Consider the following 18,645-nt stretch of genomic DNA (forward strand, 5'->3'; position numbering starts at 1 on the left):
TCATCATGTTCGGCATCGATCCCACCGTCCTCGCCATCGTTGCTCTGGTCGCCGTCTCGACCGGTGCCGTGGCCTATGGTGTGCTCTATTCGAAGATCGAGACCGAGAAAAAGACGGCAACCCGCATCAACCGCGTGCGGTCTGCCGAAACCGACACCAACCAGATGAAGGCCGCCCGCGACCGCGTGCAGGAGATTTCCAAGCGACGCAAATCGGTGCAGGACTCGCTCAAGGAACTCGAGAAGAAACAACAGCAGGACAAGACCAAGAAGGCCAATGCCGCCAGCCTGAAGGCGAAGCTGGTGCAATCGGGCCTGGCGATTTCCCTGCCCCAGTTCTATATGGTGAGCGTGCTGATAGGACTGGTCGTGCTGGCGGTGACATTCCTCGCGGGCATGGGGCCGCTGGTGATCGCAGGTGCCACATTCGTCGCCGCTTTCGGCCTACCCCGCTGGTTCGTCGGGTTTCTCGTCGGCCGTCGCCAGAAGAAGTTTCTCGAAGAATTCCCCAATTCGCTCGACGTCATGACACGTTCCATTCGCTCGGGCCTTCCGCTGAACGACGCGATCCGGATGATAGCCTCGGATGGCCAGGACCCGGTCAAAACCGAGTTTCGGCGCATCGTCGAGTCCCAGCAACTCGGCCTGAGCGTGCCCGATTCCGTGGCCCGCATGCACCAGACCATGCCGCTGAACGAAGTCAGCTTCTTTGCCATCGTCATCGCGATCCAGGGCCAGGCGGGCGGCAACCTCTCCGAAGCGCTCTCCAACCTCTCGCGCGTCCTGCGTGACCGCAAGAAGATGAAGGCAAAGGTCAACGCGCTGTCGATGGAAGCGAAGGCCTCGGCCGCGATCATCGGCGCACTGCCCTTTATCGTGGCCCTGCTCGTCTACCTGACGTCACCGGGCTACATCATGATCCTGTTCACGGATTCCCGCGGACACCTGATCCTCGGCGTCTCGGCCGTCTGGATGAGCATCGGCCTTCTGGTCATGCGCAACATGATCAACTTCGAGATCTGAGGAGCGGGCGATGACGGAAGACTGGGCCGCACAACTGACAGATCCGACGCTGGTGATCGCCGTTCTCGTGGCGCTCGCGGTGTTCGGCACGTTCTACACGTTCGCCATGCCCTATCTGGAACGTGGCGACCTGAACAAGCGCATGCGTGCGGTCTCGACCGAGCGCGACCTGATCCGCGCACGCGAGCGGGCAAAGCTGAACGCCGAAGCTGCCCAGAGCCGCGCATCGCTCAGAACGACGAACAACAAGTCGGTGCGGCACATCGTTGAACGGTTCAACCTGCGCAAGGCGCTGGTGGACGACAACACGGTCGACAAGCTGAAGGCTGCAGGCCTGAGATCACAGAACGCGTTGAACATGTTCCTCGTGGCGCGTTTTCTCCTGCCTTTCGCGACACTGGCACTCACCGCCTTCTGGATCTTTGCTCTGGGAAATCTCGCAGAGAAGCCGCTTCCGATCCGGCTGTTTGCCACGATCGTCGGCGGCTATATCGGCTTCTATCTGCCGAACATCTATATCTCGAACCGCATTTCGAAACGCCAGCAATCAATCCGACGTGCCTGGCCGGATGCGCTGGACCTGATGCTGATCTGCGTTGAATCCGGTATTTCGCTGGAGGCATCAATGCGGCGGGTTTCTGAGGAGATCGGCGAGCAATCACCTGAACTGGCCGAGGAAATGGTGCTGACAACCGCAGAGCTGTCGTTCCTGCCCGACCGCCGACAGGCGCTCGAAAACCTGGGGACACGAACCCAGCTCGATGGCGTCAAGAATGTCGTCCAGGCGCTGATCCAGGCGGATCGCTACGGGACGCCCGTGGCTCAGGCCCTGCGTGTTCTGGCCCAGGAAGGCCGTGACGAGCGCATGAACGAAGCCGAGAAGAAGGCAGCAGCCCTTCCGCCGAAGCTCACCGTGCCGATGATCCTGTTCTTCCTGCCGGTGCTGATCGCGGTCATCCTGGGCCCTGCGGGCATCCAGGTCTCAGACCGGTTCTGATCCGGCGGAGCCGGACCTCAGTGAACGGTGGCGAGTTCTTCTTCGAGAAGCTTCAGCGCGTCCTGCAAGGCTTCCACCAGGATGTCTGTGAGTTCGTCGGACTTGTGTTCGAGAAGCATCAGCTTCACAGCCATGTCCTGCTGTTCGAAATACTGGTCAGGTCCTTCGTTCATCATCGTCATGTCCCCATAAGGCCGAATCATCTCGGCTGGTTCCACGATGACGACGCTTCCTTGTGCAAGGCTTTCAGCCTATCGGATGCAACTGGTCAAGCCTCGGCCTGAACGTCGCCGGCAGTCACGGCTGCACTGAAGTTGGAAAAGAATTCGCCAGCCAGCTTTTTCGAGGTGGATTCGATCAGACGGCTGCCGAGCTGGGCGATCTTGCCCCCGACTTCAGCCTTCACGGTGTAGGTCAGAAGGGTCGCGCCGCCTTCTTCGGGGGTCAGCGTGACATCCGCACCGCCCTTGGCAAAACCCGCGAGGCCACCCTTGCCCTCACCAGAGATGGTGTAGGAGTTCGGTGGGTTGAGATTCTGCAGTTCAACGGCGCCCTCGAACTTCGCCTTGATCGGCCCGATCTTGAGCACGACCCTGGCGGTCATATGGGTGTCCGAGGTCTTTTCCAGGCTCTCGCAACCGGGAATCGACTGGCGCAGAATCTCGGGATCGTTGAGCGCCAGCCATACGGTCTCGACCGGCGCCTCGATGCGCTCGCTGCCCTGCATGTCCATCCGGCATTCCTCCCTTGCAGATCGCGGGCTCCCTCCCGCAGCAGGGAGACTGCATGGCCTGCCCCCAGGATGCAAGACTGCCAAAGCATCAAAGGCGGGTCCCTTAGACGAGGACAGCCTGTTCGACGCGGTCCTGCGAACCGAAGAAGCGGAGATACCGTTCGACCTCGGCCGGATCACCCGTCGCCTTGCGCGGATTGTCGGAGAGCTTGACGGCCGGGCGGCCATTGGCTTCTGACACCTTGCAGACGATCGAAATCGGCTTCAGGCCGGCAATTTCGCGCGGGGCACAGCCGGCGAAATCATTGGTGAGATTGGTGCCCCAGCCGAAGGACATGCGAACACGACCGGCGAAGTGGCGATAGGTATCGATGATCGCGTCGACATCCAGACCATCGGAGAAAATCAGCAGCTTCTGGCGAGGGTCGCGGCCCATCTTCTTCCACCAGTCGATGATCTTCTCACCGCCTTCGATCGGCGGCGCGCTATCCGGGCGGAAGCCGGTCCAGTCAGCGACCCATTCGGGGGCATGTTCGAGAAACGACGTGGTGCCGAAAGCATCGGGAAGGACGATCAAAAGATTACCGCCATAGAGGCGCTTCCAGTCCTTCAGGACCTGATAGGGCGCGGCTGCAAGCTCGGCCTCGCTGTTGGCAAGCGCGGCGATGACCATCGGAAGTTCATGCGCATTGGTGCCAACCGCTTCCAGATCCGAATCCATAGCGAGCAGGACATTGCTGGTGCCGGTAAAGGCCGGGCCGATGCCTTCCTTCAGCGCTTCAACACACCAGCGCTGCCAGAGGAAGCTATGGCGACGGCGGGTGCCGAAATCGGAGATCCGCAGGCCCGGGAGTTCACGCAGCCGCTCGACCTTGGCCCACATCTTGGCCTTGGCACGGGCATAGAGCACATCGAGGGTGAAATAGCCGAGGGAGCGCATGGCAGCGCGCGAGCGCAATTCGTTGATGATCGCAAGCGCCGGAATCTCCCACAATGTGGTCTCCATCCAGCTACCGTGGAACGTCAACTCATATTGGCCGTCACGCTTGGCCAGCTCGTATTCGGGAAGTTGAAGGTTCCCGAGCCAGGCCAGAAATTCGGGTTCGAATATCTGGGCTCGGCCGTAGAAGGAGTTACCCGCAAGCCAGATCATTTCCTTCTTGGTGAGGCGCAACGAGCGAACATGATCGAGCTGGTCACGCAGTTCCTGTTCGTCGATCTCATCCGCGAGGCGCACGGAGGTGGTGCGATTGATCAGCGTGAAGGTGGCATTCACCTGCGGGTAAAGCTTCCAGATCATCTGGAGCATCAGCAGCTTGTAGAAATCGGTATCGAGAAGGCTGCGGATGATGGGATCAAGCTTCCAGGCGTGATTGTGAACCCTGGTCGCGATGTCTGTCTTTGTCATGATCCACTGCCTTCGTATCCGCAGCGGGCACTGCGGCGGGCGACCGCAATGCTTCGGTCGCTTCCGCAGCAGTTATCGGCAATCAATGTCGGATTGTCCAGTGAGCGACGTGGCATCGTTGCCAGCCGCGAGGCTTGTTCCAAATCTCGAAGACAGGAACCGATCGGATCGAGATTTGGCGTTACTGGCCCGGCGTCGGATTGGATCGAGGCACGTTCTGGTCCTGGCTCTCGTTTTCCATCGGAGCCGGCATGGTTTGCTCCTGCGCCCGATTGGTCGGATTGTCGGGTGCAATCGAGTTGCCCCACCACTCGATCGGAATCCAGACCAGCATGGCCAGGATGAGGCCCGCCAACAGGACGATCAGCACGGGCTTTCCGCGGGCCCCCTGGCGGGCTTCCGTCGCCGTGACCGGCTCGGGTCGAAGGCCGCGTGTCCGGCGATCGTTCGTGTCGGGCATGTCGGTTCTGCTGTTCATTGTCAGACTCCCTGTTCTGGCGCAGCAACTCGCTGGATGCACCTTCCAAGGACAAACGGGAGCTCTCGTGGTTTGTTCCGCGATTTGGCAGGCCTCAATAACCTGACGTGCGATCGACTACGAATTCCAACGGTTCACCGGCTTCAAGTCGTGCGATCTGGGCTTCGACATGGCGCAAGAGGGCGCGGACATCGGATGCGGCTGCCGCGTGGGGCGTGACGACCACGTTGGGCATCGACCAGAGCGGGCTTTCGCCGACAAGCGGTTCTTTTTCAAAGACGTCAAGGGACGCCGCTTTCAGGGTTCCGTCGGTCAGGCACTCGATCAGTTCGCTCTCCTTCTGGCTGCCACCACGACCGGCATTCAGGAAGACCGGGGCGCCCAGCGGGCCGGTGCGGCGCAGCTTCGAGAAGAGCGCGCGATCATAGATGCCGCGCGTATCATCGGTGAGCGGCAGCAGACCGACCAGGATGTCGGTTCGGCCGAGAAAGGTATCAAGACCGGCAGCATCAAAGGTTGCGATCCCGTCGATCACCTTTGACCGACGGGACCAACCGATGACGTCGAAGCCCATGATCTTGAGCTTACGGACGGCGTCTGCACCAAGAACGCCGAGCCCCATGACGCCGACGGTCACATCGCGAGCTTCGGGCTGTTCGGAGATCTCGTGCCAGATGCGATCCCGCTGTTGGCCGGCATAGGCGATGCCGTTTCGCAGGTGATGCAGGCACTGCCAGACGACCCATTCGCTCATGCGGTCAGTGAGGCTGCGATCGACGAAACGGACGATCGGCAGGTCGGGCAGCTCATAGGCGGAGAGGATGTGATCGACGCCGGCACCGCCGGAGAAGATAACCTTCAAGCCGGACGCCCTCTGGAACAATGCCGGGTCCGGCTTCCAGACGACGGCGAATTCGGCGTCCGAGAGATCCCGGTCGGCATTGGCCGGATCGCCCATGTCGATGACCGGACGATCCTTGAAGGCGGAACGGAGAGCGGAGACCACGCTTTCGCGTGCGAAACGGAGGTCGATGACGACGGGGCGTTTTTCGGACATCTGGAAACTCACATTATTGGCGGATGCCGCCGGCCTCGACGGCTTCGAGATCGAAAGCCGCAGCCATCAGCGCGCGGGTGTAATCGGCCTTTGGCGCGGCGAAGACTTCTGCGGCCGGGCCCTTTTCGACCACCTTTCCGCCGCGCATGACGATCAGCTCGTTGGCGAGCGCCTTCACCACCTTCAGGTCGTGGCTGATGAAGAGATAGGCGAGATCGTGTTTGGCCTGCAGATCGCGCAGGAGATCGACGACCTGGGCCTGGACGGTCATATCGAGCGCCGAGGTCGGTTCGTCGAGCATGACGAAACGGGGTTTCAGCACCATGGCGCGGGCGATCGCAATGCGCTGGCGCTGGCCGCCGGAGAATTCATGCGGGTAGCGCCAGCGGGTGGCGGGGTCGAGGCCGACCTCCTTGAGCGCCCAGGCGACACGGGCATCGCGCTCTTCCGCCGTGAGCTGTTTTTCGTGGACCTTGAGGCCTTCTGCGATGATTTCACCCACGGACATGCGGGGGCTGAGCGAGCCGAAGGGATCCTGGAAGACGATCTGCAGGCGATCGCGAAGCGGGCGCATCTCGCGATAGGAAAAGGCATGGATATCCTTGCCGATGAAGCTGATACGGCCCTTCGACGAGATGAGACGCGAGAGAGCGAGACCGAGCGTGGTCTTGCCGGAGCCGGATTCGCCGACGACGCCGAGCGTCTGGCCGGCGCGCAGCGTGAGATCCACACCATCGACGGCCTTCACGTGGTCGACGGTGCGGCGCAGGAAGCCGGCTTTGATCGGGAACCAGACGCGGATGTCCTCACCCTGCATCACGACGGGCTTTGTTTCGTCCAGTGCGGGCGGTTCGCCACGCGGCTCGGAGGCGAGCAGCTTCTTGGTATAGGCATGCTGTGGCCGTTCGAAGATGTCCTCGACGGCTCCGGCCTCGACGATCTTGCCCTTGGTCATGACGCAGACCCGATCGGCGAACTTGCGGACGATGCCGAGGTCATGGGTGATGAACAGCATGGACATGCCATGCTCGGACTTGAGGCGCCCCAGGAGTTCGAGGATCTGGGCCTGGACGGTGACGTCGAGGGCCGTGGTCGGTTCATCGGCGATCAGCAGCTTCGGCCTGTTGGCAAGCGCCATGGCAATCATCACGCGCTGGCGCTGGCCGCCCGAGAGTTCATGCGGGAAGGCGGTCAACCGCTTTTCCGGCTCGCGGATGCCGACCTGATGCAAAAGCTCAAGCACGCGGGCACGGGCGGGTGCGCCTTCAAGGCCCTGATGGAGGGCCAGGATCTCTCCGATCTGCCGCTCGATCGTGTGCAGCGGGTTGAGCGAGGTCATCGGCTCCTGGAAGATCATGGTGACGTCGTTGCCGCGCACGGCGCGAAGCTCGGGCTCGCTGGCCGTCATCAGGTCGCGACCGTCGAAGAGGATCTGGCCGGATGGATGGCTGGCAGCCGGATAGGGCAGAAGTTTCAGGATCGAGGCGGCAGAGACAGATTTGCCGGAACCGGATTCGCCGACCAAGGCAACGATCTCGCCACGGCCGATGTCGAAGGAGACGCGGTCGACCGCCAGGCTCTCGCGGCCACCCTGGTGGAAGGCGACGGAGAGATCGCGCACGGAAAGCAGGGGTTCGGTCATGCGGACAGGCTTTCGATCAGGGAGGTGAGCGTGGGTTCGTCGGGGCGGAGGATGGTCAGACTGGCGCTACCCGCTAGGGAGCCGTATCGCGTGTGAACCAAATCGTACCGATCTTTTATGCCTTGATCGTCGGTCAGGAAGTGAGAGCAGCCCTGTCCTAGCGCGCTCGATACATGGATAGCATCCGGCAGCTTCAAATGACCGTATTGGGCGCGGATGACGGCAGCGTAGTACAAGACACCGTGATCAACCGGGCGGACGTCAAGCAAGTCGCTGCTCTGGATCAGTGATTCGTAGCCTTCAATCAGCGTATCATCGCCCATCTGATGGGGTTTCACGAGAAGCTCAGACAGTGTCAGTTCGCTCGTCGCAAAGACTGGAGGGCTTCCCATAGGCTGAGCTGCAATCGCATTTGTAAGCAATCGCTGGAGTTGATGCGACTTTTCCGAAAGCATGATGAAGACGTTTGTGTCGAGATAGACACGCTTAACGGCAATCATTCCGCTTCCCATTCGTCTCGCAATGTCCGAATCCGCGTCACTGCTTCCGCCATGTCGCTGTCTGGGGCACGCGCTTGCCGCAGCTTTTCCAAACGCTCCAACGTCTCTTTGACCGTCCGCTGCTTCGGCGCGGCATCAGACTTCGCATCGTCGATCTCGATCACGACCCGCACAGTCGCACCATTGCCGAGCCCCTCCCTCAGGTCGGCGGGCAGATTCTCAACCGGATAATGCTCTCTGACGATCTTGTTCATCGCATTACGCTCCTGATCGGACTCGTAGCATCATGCCACATATGCGTCTCCATGACGAACCCGTGCTCATCGGAAGGTCTTCCTTGGATCAAACGCATCGCGCACGGCTTCGCCGACGAAGATCAGCAGGGAGAGCATGATCGACATGGTGAAGAAGGCAGTGAGGCCGAGCCAGGGGGCCTGGAGGTTGCGTTTGCCCTGGGCGATGAGTTCGCCCAGCGAGGGCGAGCCGGGCGGCATGCCGAAGCCGAGGAAGTCGAGCGAGGTCAGCGTGGTGATCGAGCCGGAGAGGATAAACGGCAGGAAGGTCAGGGTCGCGACCATGGCGTTCGGCAGGAGGTGGCGAAACATGATCGTCCAGTTGCCGACACCGAGGGCGCGGGCTGCATTCACATATTCGAAGTTTCGCGCGCGCAGGAACTCCGCGCGGACGATGCCGACGAAGCCGACCCATGAGAAAAGCAGCATGATGCCGAGCAGGACGAAGAAGCCGGGCGGCAGGATGGCGGCGATGATCAGCAGGATGTAGAGGACCGGCATCGAGGACCAGATCTCGATGAAGCGCTGCATCAGAAGATCGGTCCAGCCGCCGAAATAGCCCTGGACGGCACCGGCCGTCACCCCGATCGCGGCAGAGGCGAGCGTGAGTGCGAGACCGAAGAGGATCGAGATGCGGAAGCCATAGATCATGCGGGCCATGACGTCGCGCGCCTGGTCGTCGGTGCCGAGCCAGTTCATGTTGCCGAGCACACAGTTCGGGTCCTCGGCCTTCAGCGGATAGGCGGCGCAGCGGGTTTCCTTGTCCATCAGCCAGAAGGGCGCTGTTGGTGCCGAATGTGGCACCTCGGAATTCACCGTGCGGTAGGAATAGCGGATCGGCGGCCAGACCATCCAGCCATTGGCGTTGATCTCGTCTGATATGAAGGGCGAGCGATAATCGGTGACGGCAAGGAAGCCGCCGAATTTTTCTTCCGGATAATCGACGACCACGGGGAAGAGGATCTCGCCCTTGTAGGAGGCGATGATTGGCCGGTCATTGGCAATGAACTCGGCAAACATGCTGAGCACGAACAGGACCATGAAGATCCAGAAGGACCAGAAACCGCGCCGGTTGGCCTTGAAGTTTTCAAGGCGGCGAGCGTTGGTAGGCTTGAGCCAGGTCTTTTTCGGCGGCGTGATGGCGGTGGTTTCGACGGCGGACATCAGACATCCCTCCGGTCGAAATCGATGCGCGGATCGATCCATGTGTAGATCAGGTCGGAGATCAGGCCGACGACGAGGCCCATCAGGGAGAAGATGTAGAGCGTGGCGAAGACGATCGGGTAGTCGCGGTTGACGACCGCGAGATAGCCGAGACGTCCAAGGCCATCGAGCGAGAAGATGTTCTCGATCAGCAGCGAACCGGTGAAGAAGGCGGAGATGAAGGCCGCAGGGATGCCTGCAATCACGATCAGCATGGCGTTGCGGAAGACATGGCCGTAGAGCACCTGGCGTTCGCCGAGACCCTTGGCGCGGGCGGTCACCACATACTGCTTCTTGATCTCGTCGATGAAGGAGTTCTTGGTGAGCAATGTCGTCGTGGCAAAGGCCGAGAGCAGAAGGGCGGTCAGCGGCAAGGCAAGGTGCCAGAAGTAGTCGATGATCTTCTCCCACCAGGAGAGTTCGGCGAAATTGTCGGAGGTGAGACCGCGAAGCGGGAACCAGTCGAAGAAAGAGCCGCCGGCGAAAAGGACGATCAGCAGGATGCCGAAGAGGAAGCCCGGGACGGCATAGCCGATGACGATGACGCCTGACGTCCAGATATCGAAGCGGGAGCCGTCGGCGACCGCCTTCCTGATCCCAAGCGGAATGGAGATCGCATAAGAGATCAGCAGCACCCAGAGGCCGAGCGAGATCGATACCGGCATCTTTTCGATGATGAGATCGATGACGGAAGTGTTGCGGAAGAAGCTTTCGCCGAAATCGAAGCGAATGTAATTCCACATCATTTCGAGAAAGCGCTCGAGCGGCGGCTTGTCGAAGCCGAACTGCTTTTCGAGTTTGGCGATCAGTTCCGGATCGAGGCCCTGGGCGCCACGATAGCTTGAACCGCCCTCCTCCGTGCCCACCTGCTGGCTGAGCATATCGCCGCCACCGGACAGACGCGCATCGGCGCTATCGCCCTGGCCGCTCAGCTGCGCAATGACCTGCTCGACCGGGCCGCCGGGCGCAAACTGGATGACGATGAAGGAGATGCCCATGATGCCGATCATGGTCGGGATCATCAGCAGCAGACGCCGGAGAATATAGGCGGTCATGCGCGACGTCCCGCTTCAGGGTCGGGTCTCACCATGATGTCCAAGCTCGTTTCGTCCGCCAATATCCGCCGCTCCGTTGTCCAGCGATTCGTACCCTACATTCCTAGAGTCTCACGCTCCCGGCGCAAGCCCCGAGGCGGGGTCACGGGCTTTTCGCCCACCAGATCGAGGGGAAGCCGGTGCTGTAGGTCGGCAGTTCGGCCGGGTGCTCGAACTTGTCCCAGAAGGCATAGCGGGCAGTCCCTCCGTAGTAGAGGGGGATGACGTAATCGTGGGACAGAAGCACACGGTCCATGGCCTTGGTGGCAGCGATCTGCTCATCGCGATCGGCGGGGAAGATGATCTTTTCGATCAAGGCATCGACGGCCGGATCGGAAATGCCCGCGTAGTTCTGGGAGCCTTCACGGTTCACTGATGTCGAACCCCAATAGTCGCGCTGCTCGTTGCCGGGGTTGAGTGTCTGGGCCCAGACGGTCCAGGTCATATCGTAGTCAAAGGTGCGGGTTCGATTGGTGTATTGCGAGGGATCGACCGTGCGCACTGCCATTTCCACACCGATCTTGCGCAATTGCTGCTGATAGGGAACCGCCACGACCTCAAGCTGAGGATTGGACAGCAGGAGTTCGAAGCGGAAGGGCTGGTCGGTCTGCGAATTGACCATGGCATTACCACGGAGCTCATAGCCTGCCTGCTTAAAGAGCTCGACTGCCTTGCGCAGATTGTCTCGCGAGGCCTGCGGAGAACCGCCGACGGGGTTGGTGTAGGGCGTATCGAAGACAGAGGCCGGAACCTTGTCCTTGAGGGCTGTCAGGAGCTCCAGTTCCTGGCCTTGGGGCAGCCCGCTGGATGCAAGCTCCGTTCCGCTAAAAAAGCTACTGACGCGGAAATAGGCATTGTAGAAGACGGTGCGGTTCAGCTCCTCGAAGTCGAGGGCATAGTTGAGAGCCTTCCGGACCCGCTGATCCTTGAACATGTCGCGCCGCATGTTCGGCACCAGCGCCTGCATGACGCCTGTCGCCCGGTACGGATTCTCGTATTCTTCCTTCTTGATGCGGCCATCCTGGGCAGCAGGGAAGTCGAAACCGGTTGCCCAGCGGGCGGCACGTGTCTCCTGCCAGAAATCGGTGTTGCCGGAGCGGAAGGCCTCGAACTCGACGTCGCGGTCGCCGAACATCGTGTAGGTGACATTGCGGAAGTTGTTGTAGCCGACGTTGACGTTGAGATCCTTGCCCCAATAGTCGTCGCGCAGCTCGTAGCGGATCGTGGCGCCGGCATTGATCTCGGCGATCTTGTAGGGTCCGGAGCCCATAACCGGCTCGAGTGTAGTCCGCGAAATGTCGCGCGGCTTGCCGTCGGCGCCGTTTGCTTCCCACCAGTGTTTGGCGACGACCGGGAACTGGCCGAGGATCATCGGCAGTTCGCGGTTGTTCTTCTGATCGAAGCGGAAAGTCACATCTCGATCACCGGTCTTTTCGGCGGAGATCACATGGCTGTAGTAGCTCATGTAGAGCGGGTTCAACTCCTTGAGCTTTTCGAAGCTGAAGATGACATCCTCAGGCTTCACCGACTCGCCATCGGCGAAGCGCGCTTCGGCCCGGAGCCGGAACGTGGCGCTGGAGATATCCGCCGGGAAGGAGACCCCTTCGGCGAGAAGCCCGTAACCGGTGGAGATCTCGTCGCTGGTGTCCTTGAGGAGCGTATCGAAGACGTTGGCAAGGCCGGGGGCTGCCTCACCCCTGTCGAGCACGGGATTGAACGTGTCGAAGGTTCCGGTCGAGGACATGCGCAAGGTGCCGCCCTTGGGCGCCTCGGGGTTGACGTAATCGAACCGGGCAAAGCCCGGCGGATACTTGAGGTCGCCGAGAATGGAGACGCCGTGGCGGAACGGCTCCGCGGGCTCCTGCGCTTGGGCGACAGTGGGAGCCATCATGGGCGCCAGCCCCAGGCTGGCAATGACACCCCAAATTGCGACGCGCTTGTTCCTGAGACTCATCACCCAAGATCCCCTTATTCTTTTCCGTGGTTGCGAAGCAGAATAGGACAAATGGGGGCAAAATACAGACGACTGACAGAGAAGTGAGCGTGAGCCCTTCCGCAGATTCACCCCATTTCCGTTTCACGCTAGACTGACAGGTGATTCACCCGGCGACGATCTGCGGGGTGGAGTTCGGACAGACCGGGGACATACGCACAATGAAGAAGACCTGGGGCAGCCGCCCGATCGCCACGGCGCTGATACTTGCGTCGGCTTTCGCAAGCGTGATCAGTGACACCGCCCTTGCCGAGGGACGGCCTGCCAAGGAGCTGTTCGGCGGCATGGCGCTGCCGGCGAAGGCGGCCCCCTCGCCTTACGGCTCCTATGCCAAGGGCTGCATTGCAGGCGCTGTCGCCATTCCGACGGACGGACCGACCTGGCAGGCGATGCGGCTTTCGCGTAATCGTCGTTGGGGTCATCCGGACATGATCGCGCTGCTCGAGCGCTTCTCGAAGGATGCCGTGCAGCTTGGCTGGGGGTCGGGCATCCTGATCGGCGATATCTCGCAGCCGCGCGGCGGACCGATGCTGTCCGGCCATGCCTCACATCAGATCGGGCTTGATGCCGATATCTGGTTCACGCCGAAGCCGGCCAGCCCACTCTCTCCGCAGCAGCGCGAGGAGATGCCGTTCACCTCGATGCTGGTCAAAGACAAGTTCCTGACGGTCGATCGGCGCCTCTGGACCAATACCCACGCACGCGTCGTGGTGCAGGCGGCGAGCTACCCGCAGGTGGAGCGCATCTTCGTCAACCCGGCGATCAAGAAGAAGCTCTGCGATACCTGGACGGGCGACCGTGCCGTGCTCGGCAAGATCCGACCGATCTACGGACATGATGCACATTTCCATATCCGTATGCGCTGCCCCGAGGGAGCCAGCGGTTGCAAGCCGCAGGCGGCGGTGCCACCCGGAGACGGATGCGACAAGTCGCTCGCCTGGTGGTTCACCAAGGAGCCCTGGGCGGCGCCGAAGAAAGACCCGAACGCAAAGCCGGCGCCGAAGCCACGCGCCATGCAGGTTTCCGATCTGCCGAAGGCCTGCGCCATGGTGCTCGACGCACGCGGGCCGTCGAGCGAGCTTGAGGCTACCTATCAGGCAACCGGTGGCCTGCTGCCGACCGATGCGGCCTCGGCATTCGTCGCGCCCACGGTTGCTTCGGATCAACCGTTCGAAGTGCCGGCCGTGGTTCCGGTGCCGGCTGCCCGACCGGCCGGCTGGTGATCGCGACACATCCAAGGGTGCCTTTTCAAGTCCGCTTGCCTGCGCTAGATGGGTCTATCAAATCGATTTAAATGAGCTGGGGACCCTGTCGTGAGCCGCACCCGTTGCATCGCCCTGATTGCGCATGACCAGAAGAAGGACGACCTGGCGGACTTCGCCCGGCGCCACCAGGCCAAGCTGATGAACTGGCGGATCGTCGCGACAGGCACGACGGGCGGACGCATCAAGGACGCCGTTCCGGAGCTTGACGTGACGCGGCTCAAAAGCGGGCCGCTTGGCGGCGACCAGCAAATCGGTGCGCTGATCTCGACGGGGGAAGTGGACATGCTCGTCTTCTTCGTCGACCCCTTGACTCCGATGCCCCATGATGTGGATGTCAAGGCGCTGATGCGGCTTGCGACCGTCTACGACATTCCGATGGCGCTGAACCTCGCAACCGCCGACATCCTGATGCAGACCCTGACTGCCTGACGCAGCAGGGCCCAAGACCGGACAGACCATGGCCCAGACACAGCGTGACGACACCCTGCCCTTCCCGATCCTGATCGGCGATATCGGCGGCACCAATGCCCGCTTTTCCATCCTGATCGACGAGAGCGGCGAATCGATCAGCTTCCCGAATGTGGTGAACAAGAATTTCGCCACGATCGACGAGGCGATCCGCACCTGCGTTCTGGAAACCACGAGCCACAAGCCGCGCTCGCTCATTCTGGCGCTGGCCGGGCCGATCAAGGGCGACGAGGTGCCGTTGACGAATTGCCCCTGGATCGTCCGCCCGAAGGTGCTGATGGCCGATCTCGGCTTTTCGGAGGTTCTGCTGCTCAATGACTTCGAGGCGCAGGCACTTGCCGCCGCGACGCTTGGGGTCGATGACCGCCAGCATCTCGGCTCGCTCAGCGAAGCCCCGATCGGCTCGCGCGTCGTCCTCGGCCCCGGCACGGGGCTCGGCGTTGCAGGCCTGGTTCGGGCGCGCGACATGTGGTTCCCGGTTCCGGGCGAAGGCGGGCATGTGGATGTCGGTCCGCGCACGGTGCGCGACCACCAGATCTGGCCGCATCTGACCCCGGTGCGCGACCCCAATGCAACGCTCGGCCGGATCTCGGCGGAAGAGCTTCTGTCCGGGCGCGGGCTGATGAACATCTACCGCGCGCTTTGCAAGGCCGACGGCAACCTCACGCCACGCTATGAGGATCCGGCCCAGGTTTCGACCTCCGGCATTTCCGGGGCGGATGCACTGGCGGGGGAGGCGCTCAGCCTGTTTGCCACCTATCTCGGCCGGGTTGCCGGCGATCTGGCGCTGATCTTCATGGCCAAGGGCGGCGTGTTCCTGGCCGGCGGCATTTCGCCGAAGATCCTGCCGGCGCTGCAGAGCGGCGAATTCCGCGCCGCCTTCGAGGACAAGGCGCCGCATCAGGCGGTGATGCATGGCATCCCGACCTTTGTCGTGACCCATCCGCAGGCAGCCCTGCACGGGCTTGCTGCCTTTGCGATGGCGCCTGCCAATTTCGGGCTCGCGACCGAGGGGCGTCACTGGCGCTGACGGCCAGCCCGTCGGCCTATGGCCAAAGGCGCCGCGACTGGCTATAGAGCGGCGGCGCCTGCGCGGGGCGTCAACAGCAATCGCACAGGACTTTTCTTCTTGGACGCCAGGAACACCGATACCCGCACGACGGACATGGAGAGCGTCAGCGCCGTCTTGAAGCGCGTGATCGCCGAGAACGGCCGCGAGCATGTGAAGGGCTATGGCTTCGCCATCATCTGCCTGCTGACCGTGGCTGCGACGACCGCCTTTACCGCCTGGATCATGGAAGCTGTTATCAACGAGGCCTTCGCAAACCGGCGCGCCGACCTCGTCTGGATCATCTGCGGATCGATCTTCGCCGCTTTCGTCATTCGCGGCTTTGCCGGCTATGGTCAGGCCGTTACGCTGTCCAAGATCGGCAACAACATTGTTGCCCGATACCAGCGCCGGCTGTTCGGCCATCTGATGACGCTCTCTGTCGGCTATTTCAACGAGGCCCGATCTGCCCGCCTCGCCGCACAGATCAACGAGAACATCAACGGCGTGCGCGATGTCCTGAACCTGACCGTAACCTCGCTCGCCCGCGATCTGGTTACCCTGATCGCGCTGATCGGCGTCATGCTCTTCCAGGATCTGGTGCTTACCCTGATCGTCTTCACCGTCGCGCCACCGCTGCTTCTGGGCCTGCGCTACCTTTCCAAACGGCTGCGCAGCGCCACGAAGGAAAGTATCATCCTGAACTCGCATGTTCTGGGTGCCGTGCAGGAGACTGTGCAGGGCATTTCCATCGTCAAGGCCTTCACCATGGAGGCCGAGCTGCAGCGCAAGATCCAGTCGACTATCGATCAGGCTGAGCGGCGCTCCAACAAGATCGCACAGCTCAGCGAGCGCAACGGGCCGCTCACCGAGACGCTGGCTGGCTTCTCGATCGCCGGCGTCATGGCCTATGCCGCCTACCAGGCGATCTATGGCGGCGTTTTGCCGGGGGCATTCTTCTCCTTCGTCACTGCGCTGTTGCTCGCCTACGAGCCGGCCAAGCGTCTGGCCAGGTTGCAGGTTCAGATGGAGCGGGCGGCGGTCAATGCGCGAATGATCTACGAGATCCTCGACATGCAGCCCCATCAGCGCGACGAACCCGGTGCGACATCGCTCGCCGTTACGGATGCGACGATCGAATTCCGGAATGTCAGCTTCGCCTATGGCAGCAATGAACGCGTGCTGCGCAATCTCAGCTTCACCGCAGAAGGCGGCAAGACGACGGCACTGGTCGGACCATCCGGTGCGGGAAAGTCCACCGTCATCACGCTCGTTCCGCGCTTCTACGATCCGGCAGAAGGCGAAATCCTGATAGACGGACAGAACATCGCGCACGTGACGAAGTCCTCGCTGCGGCATCATCTCGCCTATGTCTCGCAGCAACCCTATCTCTTCGAAGGCTCGATCCGCGACAACATCCGCTATGGCCGCCCCGAGGCGACGGATGCCGAGATCGAGGACGCGGCGCGACTGGCGAATGCGCATGACTTCATTCTTGCCCAACCGCAGGGCTATGACACGCCCGTCGGCGAAAACGGTGTGACGCTGTCCGGTGGCCAGCGGCAGCGCCTGTCGATTGCGCGCGCTCTGGTGCGCAATGCGCCGATCCTGCTGCTCGACGAGGCAACCTCGGCGCTCGACACAGAGTCGGAAGCCGCGGTGCAGCAGGCGCTGGACGCCGCGATGGCAGGGCGCACCGTCATCGTCATCGCGCACCGCCTGTCGACCGTCGTCAATGCCGACAAGATCATCGTCATGCAGGTGGGCGAAGTGGCCGAGGAAGGCACGCATCAGAGCCTTGCACAGCAGCCGGGCGGTCTTTACGCTCGACTCAACAACCTGCAGGCCGCGCCCAACGGCCCGCTCAGCATTCAGGAATAGACCCGCATGGATACGCCCATGAAGCTCGTCGTCGTCGGTGCCGCCGGTCGCATGGGCAAGACGCTGATCAAACTGATCAGCGAGACAGAGGGCGTTGTGCTGCATGCGGCGGTCGAACGGGCCGGCTCTGCCGTTGTCGGACAGGATGCCGGCGAACTGGCAGGCGTGCCGAAGCTTGGCGTTGCCGTCACCGACGATCCGCTGGCGGCTTTTGTCCACGCGGATGGCGTGATCGACTTCACCACACCGGCTTCGACCGTTGAATTCGCATCCCTCGCCGCGCAGGCGCGCATCGTGCATGTGATCGGCACCACCGGCTGCCTGCCGGAGCATGAGGAGAAGATCGACGCGGCGGCACGCCATGCGCGGGTCGTGAAGTCGGGCAATATGAGCCTCGGCGTCAACCTGCTCTCGGTTTTGATCAAGCAGGCAGCGCGCGCGCTCGATGCCGCCGGCTGGGATATCGAAGTGCTGGAAATGCACCACAAGCACAAGGTCGACGCGCCTTCCGGCACGGCGCTTTTGCTCGGCGAGGCAGCGGCCGAAGGCCGTGGAATCTCGCTTGCCGATCATTCGGTCCGCGTGCGTGACGGTCATACCGGGCCGCGCGAAGAGGGTTCGATCGGCTTTGCCACGTTGCGCGGCGGCTCCGTCATTGGCGAGCACTCCGTGCTGTTTGCCAGCGAAGGCGAGATGGTCACGCTGTCTCACAGCGCGACCGACCGTTCGCTGTTTGCTCGTGGTGCGCTGAAGGCCGCCACCTGGGCCCGGGACAAGAAGCCCGGCCGCTATACCATGCTCGACGTGCTCGGGCTCAACTCCACCCCCTGATCGTCAAGAGAGGAATTGTCGATGACCGGTACACTCGTGCTCGTGCGCCATGGCCAGAGCGACTGGAACCTTAAGAACCTGTTTACCGGCTGGCGTGACCCGGATCTCACCGATCTCGGCGTCCAGGAAGCCAATGCCGGCGGCAAGGCGCTTGCCGATTACGGCATCAAGTTCGATATCGCTTTCACGTCCGTCCTCACCCGCGCGCAGAAGACCTGCAACATCATCCTCGAAAACGTCGGTCAGACGGGTCTTGAGACGATCAAGGACGAGGCGCTGAACGAGCGCGACTACGGCGATCTCTCCGGCCTCAACAAGGACGATGCGCGCGCCAAATGGGGCGAGGAGCAGGTGCATATCTGGCGCCGTTCCTACGACATACCGCCGCCGGGCGGCGAAAGCCTGCGCGACACCGGTGCGCGCGTCTGGCCCTATTACCTGACCGAAATCCTGCCGCGCGTGCTGCGGGGCGAGAAGGTGCTGGTGGCGGCCCATGGCAACTCGCTGCGTTCGCTTGTCATGGTGCTCGACAAGCTGACCAAGGAGCAGATCCTTAACGTCAATCTCGCGACCGGCGTTCCGATGGTCTACAAGCTGAACGCGGATTCGACGGTGGCTTCCAAGGAAGTTCTGGGCGACATGTCCGCCGCGCATTGAGCGCAAACTACCCTCCCCTTGAGGGGGAGGGTCGGGCTATAGGCCCGGGGTGGGGTGAGACCTGAGGGTTGCTGA

At 61.9% G+C, this 18,645-nt stretch carries 19 protein-coding genes; 8 read left to right on the forward strand and 11 right to left on the reverse strand.

Annotation, left to right across the window (positions count from 1 at the left end; translation table 11 throughout):
* Positions 1–5 precede the first annotated feature (5 nt).
* Both J2045_RS06670 and J2045_RS06675 read left to right on the forward strand, forming a co-directional pair.
* Positions 6–1,022, forward strand: a complete 1,017-nt coding sequence (locus J2045_RS06670) for a type II secretion system F family protein (RefSeq protein ID WP_307370784.1) — start codon at positions 6–8, stop codon at positions 1,020–1,022.
* A 10-nt stretch (positions 1,023–1,032) separates the two neighbouring features.
* On the forward strand, positions 1,033–2,019 hold the full coding sequence (locus tag J2045_RS06675) for a type II secretion system F family protein (RefSeq protein WP_307370786.1): 987 nt from the start codon (positions 1,033–1,035) through the stop codon (positions 2,017–2,019).
* A gap of 17 nt (positions 2,020–2,036) precedes the next feature.
* Here the strand turns inward: J2045_RS06675 and J2045_RS06680 are convergent, their stop codons facing one another.
* The 11 genes from J2045_RS06680 to J2045_RS06730 form a co-directional block, all read right to left on the reverse strand.
* Positions 2,037–2,192 (reverse strand): hypothetical protein, encoded by a 156-nt coding sequence (locus J2045_RS06680; protein ID WP_307370789.1) that lies wholly within the window; start codon positions 2,190–2,192, stop codon positions 2,037–2,039.
* Positions 2,193–2,287: 95 nt separating this feature from the next.
* Positions 2,288–2,752, reverse strand: coding sequence for an SRPBCC family protein (locus J2045_RS06685; RefSeq protein ID WP_307370791.1), 465 nt, complete (start codon positions 2,750–2,752; stop codon positions 2,288–2,290).
* Positions 2,753–2,855: 103 nt separating this feature from the next.
* On the reverse strand, positions 2,856–4,160 hold the full coding sequence (gene pncB / locus J2045_RS06690; protein WP_307370793.1) for a nicotinate phosphoribosyltransferase: 1,305 nt from the start codon (positions 4,158–4,160) through the stop codon (positions 2,856–2,858).
* Between the two features lie 181 nt (positions 4,161–4,341).
* Positions 4,342–4,638 (reverse strand): hypothetical protein, encoded by a 297-nt coding sequence (locus J2045_RS06695; RefSeq protein ID WP_307370795.1) that lies wholly within the window; start codon positions 4,636–4,638, stop codon positions 4,342–4,344.
* 94 nt (positions 4,639–4,732) lie between these two features.
* Positions 4,733–5,695 (reverse strand): 2-hydroxyacid dehydrogenase, encoded by a 963-nt coding sequence (locus J2045_RS06700; RefSeq protein ID WP_307370797.1) that lies wholly within the window; start codon positions 5,693–5,695, stop codon positions 4,733–4,735.
* A gap of 13 nt (positions 5,696–5,708) precedes the next feature.
* The gene (locus J2045_RS06705) at positions 5,709–7,337 is read right to left on the reverse strand and encodes an ABC transporter ATP-binding protein (protein WP_307370800.1); all 1,629 of its coding nucleotides are present in this window, start codon (positions 7,335–7,337) and stop codon (positions 5,709–5,711) included.
* On the reverse strand, positions 7,334–7,837 hold the full coding sequence (locus J2045_RS06710; protein ID WP_307370803.1) for a type II toxin-antitoxin system VapC family toxin: 504 nt from the start codon (positions 7,835–7,837) through the stop codon (positions 7,334–7,336). The genes J2045_RS06705 and J2045_RS06710 overlap by 4 nt, the downstream gene beginning before the upstream one ends.
* Positions 7,834–8,091 carry a hypothetical protein gene (locus tag J2045_RS06715; protein WP_307370805.1) on the reverse strand — a complete coding sequence of 86 codons (258 nt, stop codon included), beginning with the start codon at positions 8,089–8,091 and terminating at the stop codon, positions 7,834–7,836. Before J2045_RS06715 ends, J2045_RS06710 begins: the two co-directional genes overlap by 4 nt.
* Positions 8,092–8,157: 66 nt before the next feature.
* Positions 8,158–9,294, reverse strand: a complete 1,137-nt coding sequence (locus J2045_RS06720) for an ABC transporter permease (protein WP_112247118.1) — start codon at positions 9,292–9,294, stop codon at positions 8,158–8,160.
* Complete coding sequence (locus J2045_RS06725) at positions 9,294–10,388, reverse strand: microcin C ABC transporter permease YejB (protein ID WP_307370809.1); 1,095 nt, start codon at positions 10,386–10,388, stop codon at positions 9,294–9,296. Before J2045_RS06725 ends, J2045_RS06720 begins: the two co-directional genes overlap by 1 nt.
* A gap of 142 nt (positions 10,389–10,530) precedes the next feature.
* Complete coding sequence (locus J2045_RS06730) at positions 10,531–12,381, reverse strand: extracellular solute-binding protein (protein WP_307370812.1); 1,851 nt, start codon at positions 12,379–12,381, stop codon at positions 10,531–10,533.
* Positions 12,382–12,581: 200 nt separating this feature from the next.
* On the opposite strand from J2045_RS06730, the gene mepA reads away from it, so the two are divergent.
* The 6 genes from mepA to J2045_RS06760 all read left to right on the forward strand — a co-directional run bounded on the left by mepA (position 12,582) and on the right by J2045_RS06760 (position 18,570).
* On the forward strand, positions 12,582–13,643 hold the full coding sequence (mepA, locus tag J2045_RS06735; protein ID WP_307370815.1) for a penicillin-insensitive murein endopeptidase: 1,062 nt from the start codon (positions 12,582–12,584) through the stop codon (positions 13,641–13,643).
* A gap of 90 nt (positions 13,644–13,733) precedes the next feature.
* Positions 13,734–14,114 carry a methylglyoxal synthase gene (locus J2045_RS06740; protein WP_307370818.1) on the forward strand — a complete coding sequence of 127 codons (381 nt, stop codon included), beginning with the start codon at positions 13,734–13,736 and terminating at the stop codon, positions 14,112–14,114.
* A 28-nt stretch (positions 14,115–14,142) separates the two neighbouring features.
* Positions 14,143–15,183: a glucokinase gene (locus J2045_RS06745; RefSeq protein WP_307370820.1), complete on the forward strand. Its 1,041-nt coding sequence runs from the start codon at positions 14,143–14,145 to the stop codon at positions 15,181–15,183.
* 135 nt (positions 15,184–15,318) lie between these two features.
* Positions 15,319–17,082 carry an ABC transporter ATP-binding protein gene (locus J2045_RS06750; RefSeq protein ID WP_307371163.1) on the forward strand — a complete coding sequence of 588 codons (1,764 nt, stop codon included), beginning with the start codon at positions 15,319–15,321 and terminating at the stop codon, positions 17,080–17,082.
* Between the two features lie 6 nt (positions 17,083–17,088).
* On the forward strand, positions 17,089–17,913 hold the full coding sequence (gene dapB, locus J2045_RS06755; RefSeq protein WP_370873011.1) for a 4-hydroxy-tetrahydrodipicolinate reductase: 825 nt from the start codon (positions 17,089–17,091) through the stop codon (positions 17,911–17,913).
* Positions 17,914–17,934: 21 nt separating this feature from the next.
* Complete coding sequence (locus J2045_RS06760; protein WP_307370824.1) at positions 17,935–18,570, forward strand: 2,3-bisphosphoglycerate-dependent phosphoglycerate mutase; 636 nt, start codon at positions 17,935–17,937, stop codon at positions 18,568–18,570.
* Positions 18,571–18,645: the final 75 nt, after the last annotated feature.

This window comes from Peteryoungia aggregata LMG 23059 (genome assembly GCF_030814435.1).
In the GTDB taxonomy this organism is placed as follows: domain Bacteria; phylum Pseudomonadota; class Alphaproteobacteria; order Rhizobiales; family Rhizobiaceae; genus Allorhizobium; species Allorhizobium aggregatum.

Coding starts and splice junctions, on each gene's coding strand:
- J2045_RS06670 (WP_307370784.1), top strand. CDS start 6: ATGTTCGGCATCGATCCCACCGTCCTCGCCATCGTTGCTCTGGTCGCC.
- J2045_RS06675 (WP_307370786.1), top strand. CDS start 1,033: ATGACGGAAGACTGGGCCGCACAACTGACAGATCCGACGCTGGTGATC.
- J2045_RS06680 (WP_307370789.1), bottom strand. CDS start 2,192: ATGAACGAAGGACCTGACCAGTATTTCGAACAGCAGGACATGGCTGTG.
- J2045_RS06685 (WP_307370791.1), bottom strand. CDS start 2,752: ATGGACATGCAGGGCAGCGAGCGCATCGAGGCGCCGGTCGAGACCGTA.
- pncB (WP_307370793.1), bottom strand. CDS start 4,160: ATGACAAAGACAGACATCGCGACCAGGGTTCACAATCACGCCTGGAAG.
- J2045_RS06695 (WP_307370795.1), bottom strand. CDS start 4,638: ATGAACAGCAGAACCGACATGCCCGACACGAACGATCGCCGGACACGC.
- J2045_RS06700 (WP_307370797.1), bottom strand. CDS start 5,695: ATGTCCGAAAAACGCCCCGTCGTCATCGACCTCCGTTTCGCACGCGAA.
- J2045_RS06705 (WP_307370800.1), bottom strand. CDS start 7,337: ATGACCGAACCCCTGCTTTCCGTGCGCGATCTCTCCGTCGCCTTCCAC.
- J2045_RS06710 (WP_307370803.1), bottom strand. CDS start 7,837: ATGATTGCCGTTAAGCGTGTCTATCTCGACACAAACGTCTTCATCATG.
- J2045_RS06715 (WP_307370805.1), bottom strand. CDS start 8,091: ATGAACAAGATCGTCAGAGAGCATTATCCGGTTGAGAATCTGCCCGCC.
- J2045_RS06720 (WP_112247118.1), bottom strand. CDS start 9,294: ATGTCCGCCGTCGAAACCACCGCCATCACGCCGCCGAAAAAGACCTGG.
- J2045_RS06725 (WP_307370809.1), bottom strand. CDS start 10,388: ATGACCGCCTATATTCTCCGGCGTCTGCTGCTGATGATCCCGACCATG.
- J2045_RS06730 (WP_307370812.1), bottom strand. CDS start 12,381: ATGAGTCTCAGGAACAAGCGCGTCGCAATTTGGGGTGTCATTGCCAGC.
- mepA (WP_307370815.1), top strand. CDS start 12,582: ATGAAGAAGACCTGGGGCAGCCGCCCGATCGCCACGGCGCTGATACTT.
- J2045_RS06745 (WP_307370820.1), top strand. CDS start 14,143: ATGGCCCAGACACAGCGTGACGACACCCTGCCCTTCCCGATCCTGATC.
- J2045_RS06750 (WP_307371163.1), top strand. CDS start 15,319: ATGGAGAGCGTCAGCGCCGTCTTGAAGCGCGTGATCGCCGAGAACGGC.
- dapB (WP_370873011.1), top strand. CDS start 17,089: ATGGATACGCCCATGAAGCTCGTCGTCGTCGGTGCCGCCGGTCGCATG.
- J2045_RS06760 (WP_307370824.1), top strand. CDS start 17,935: ATGACCGGTACACTCGTGCTCGTGCGCCATGGCCAGAGCGACTGGAAC.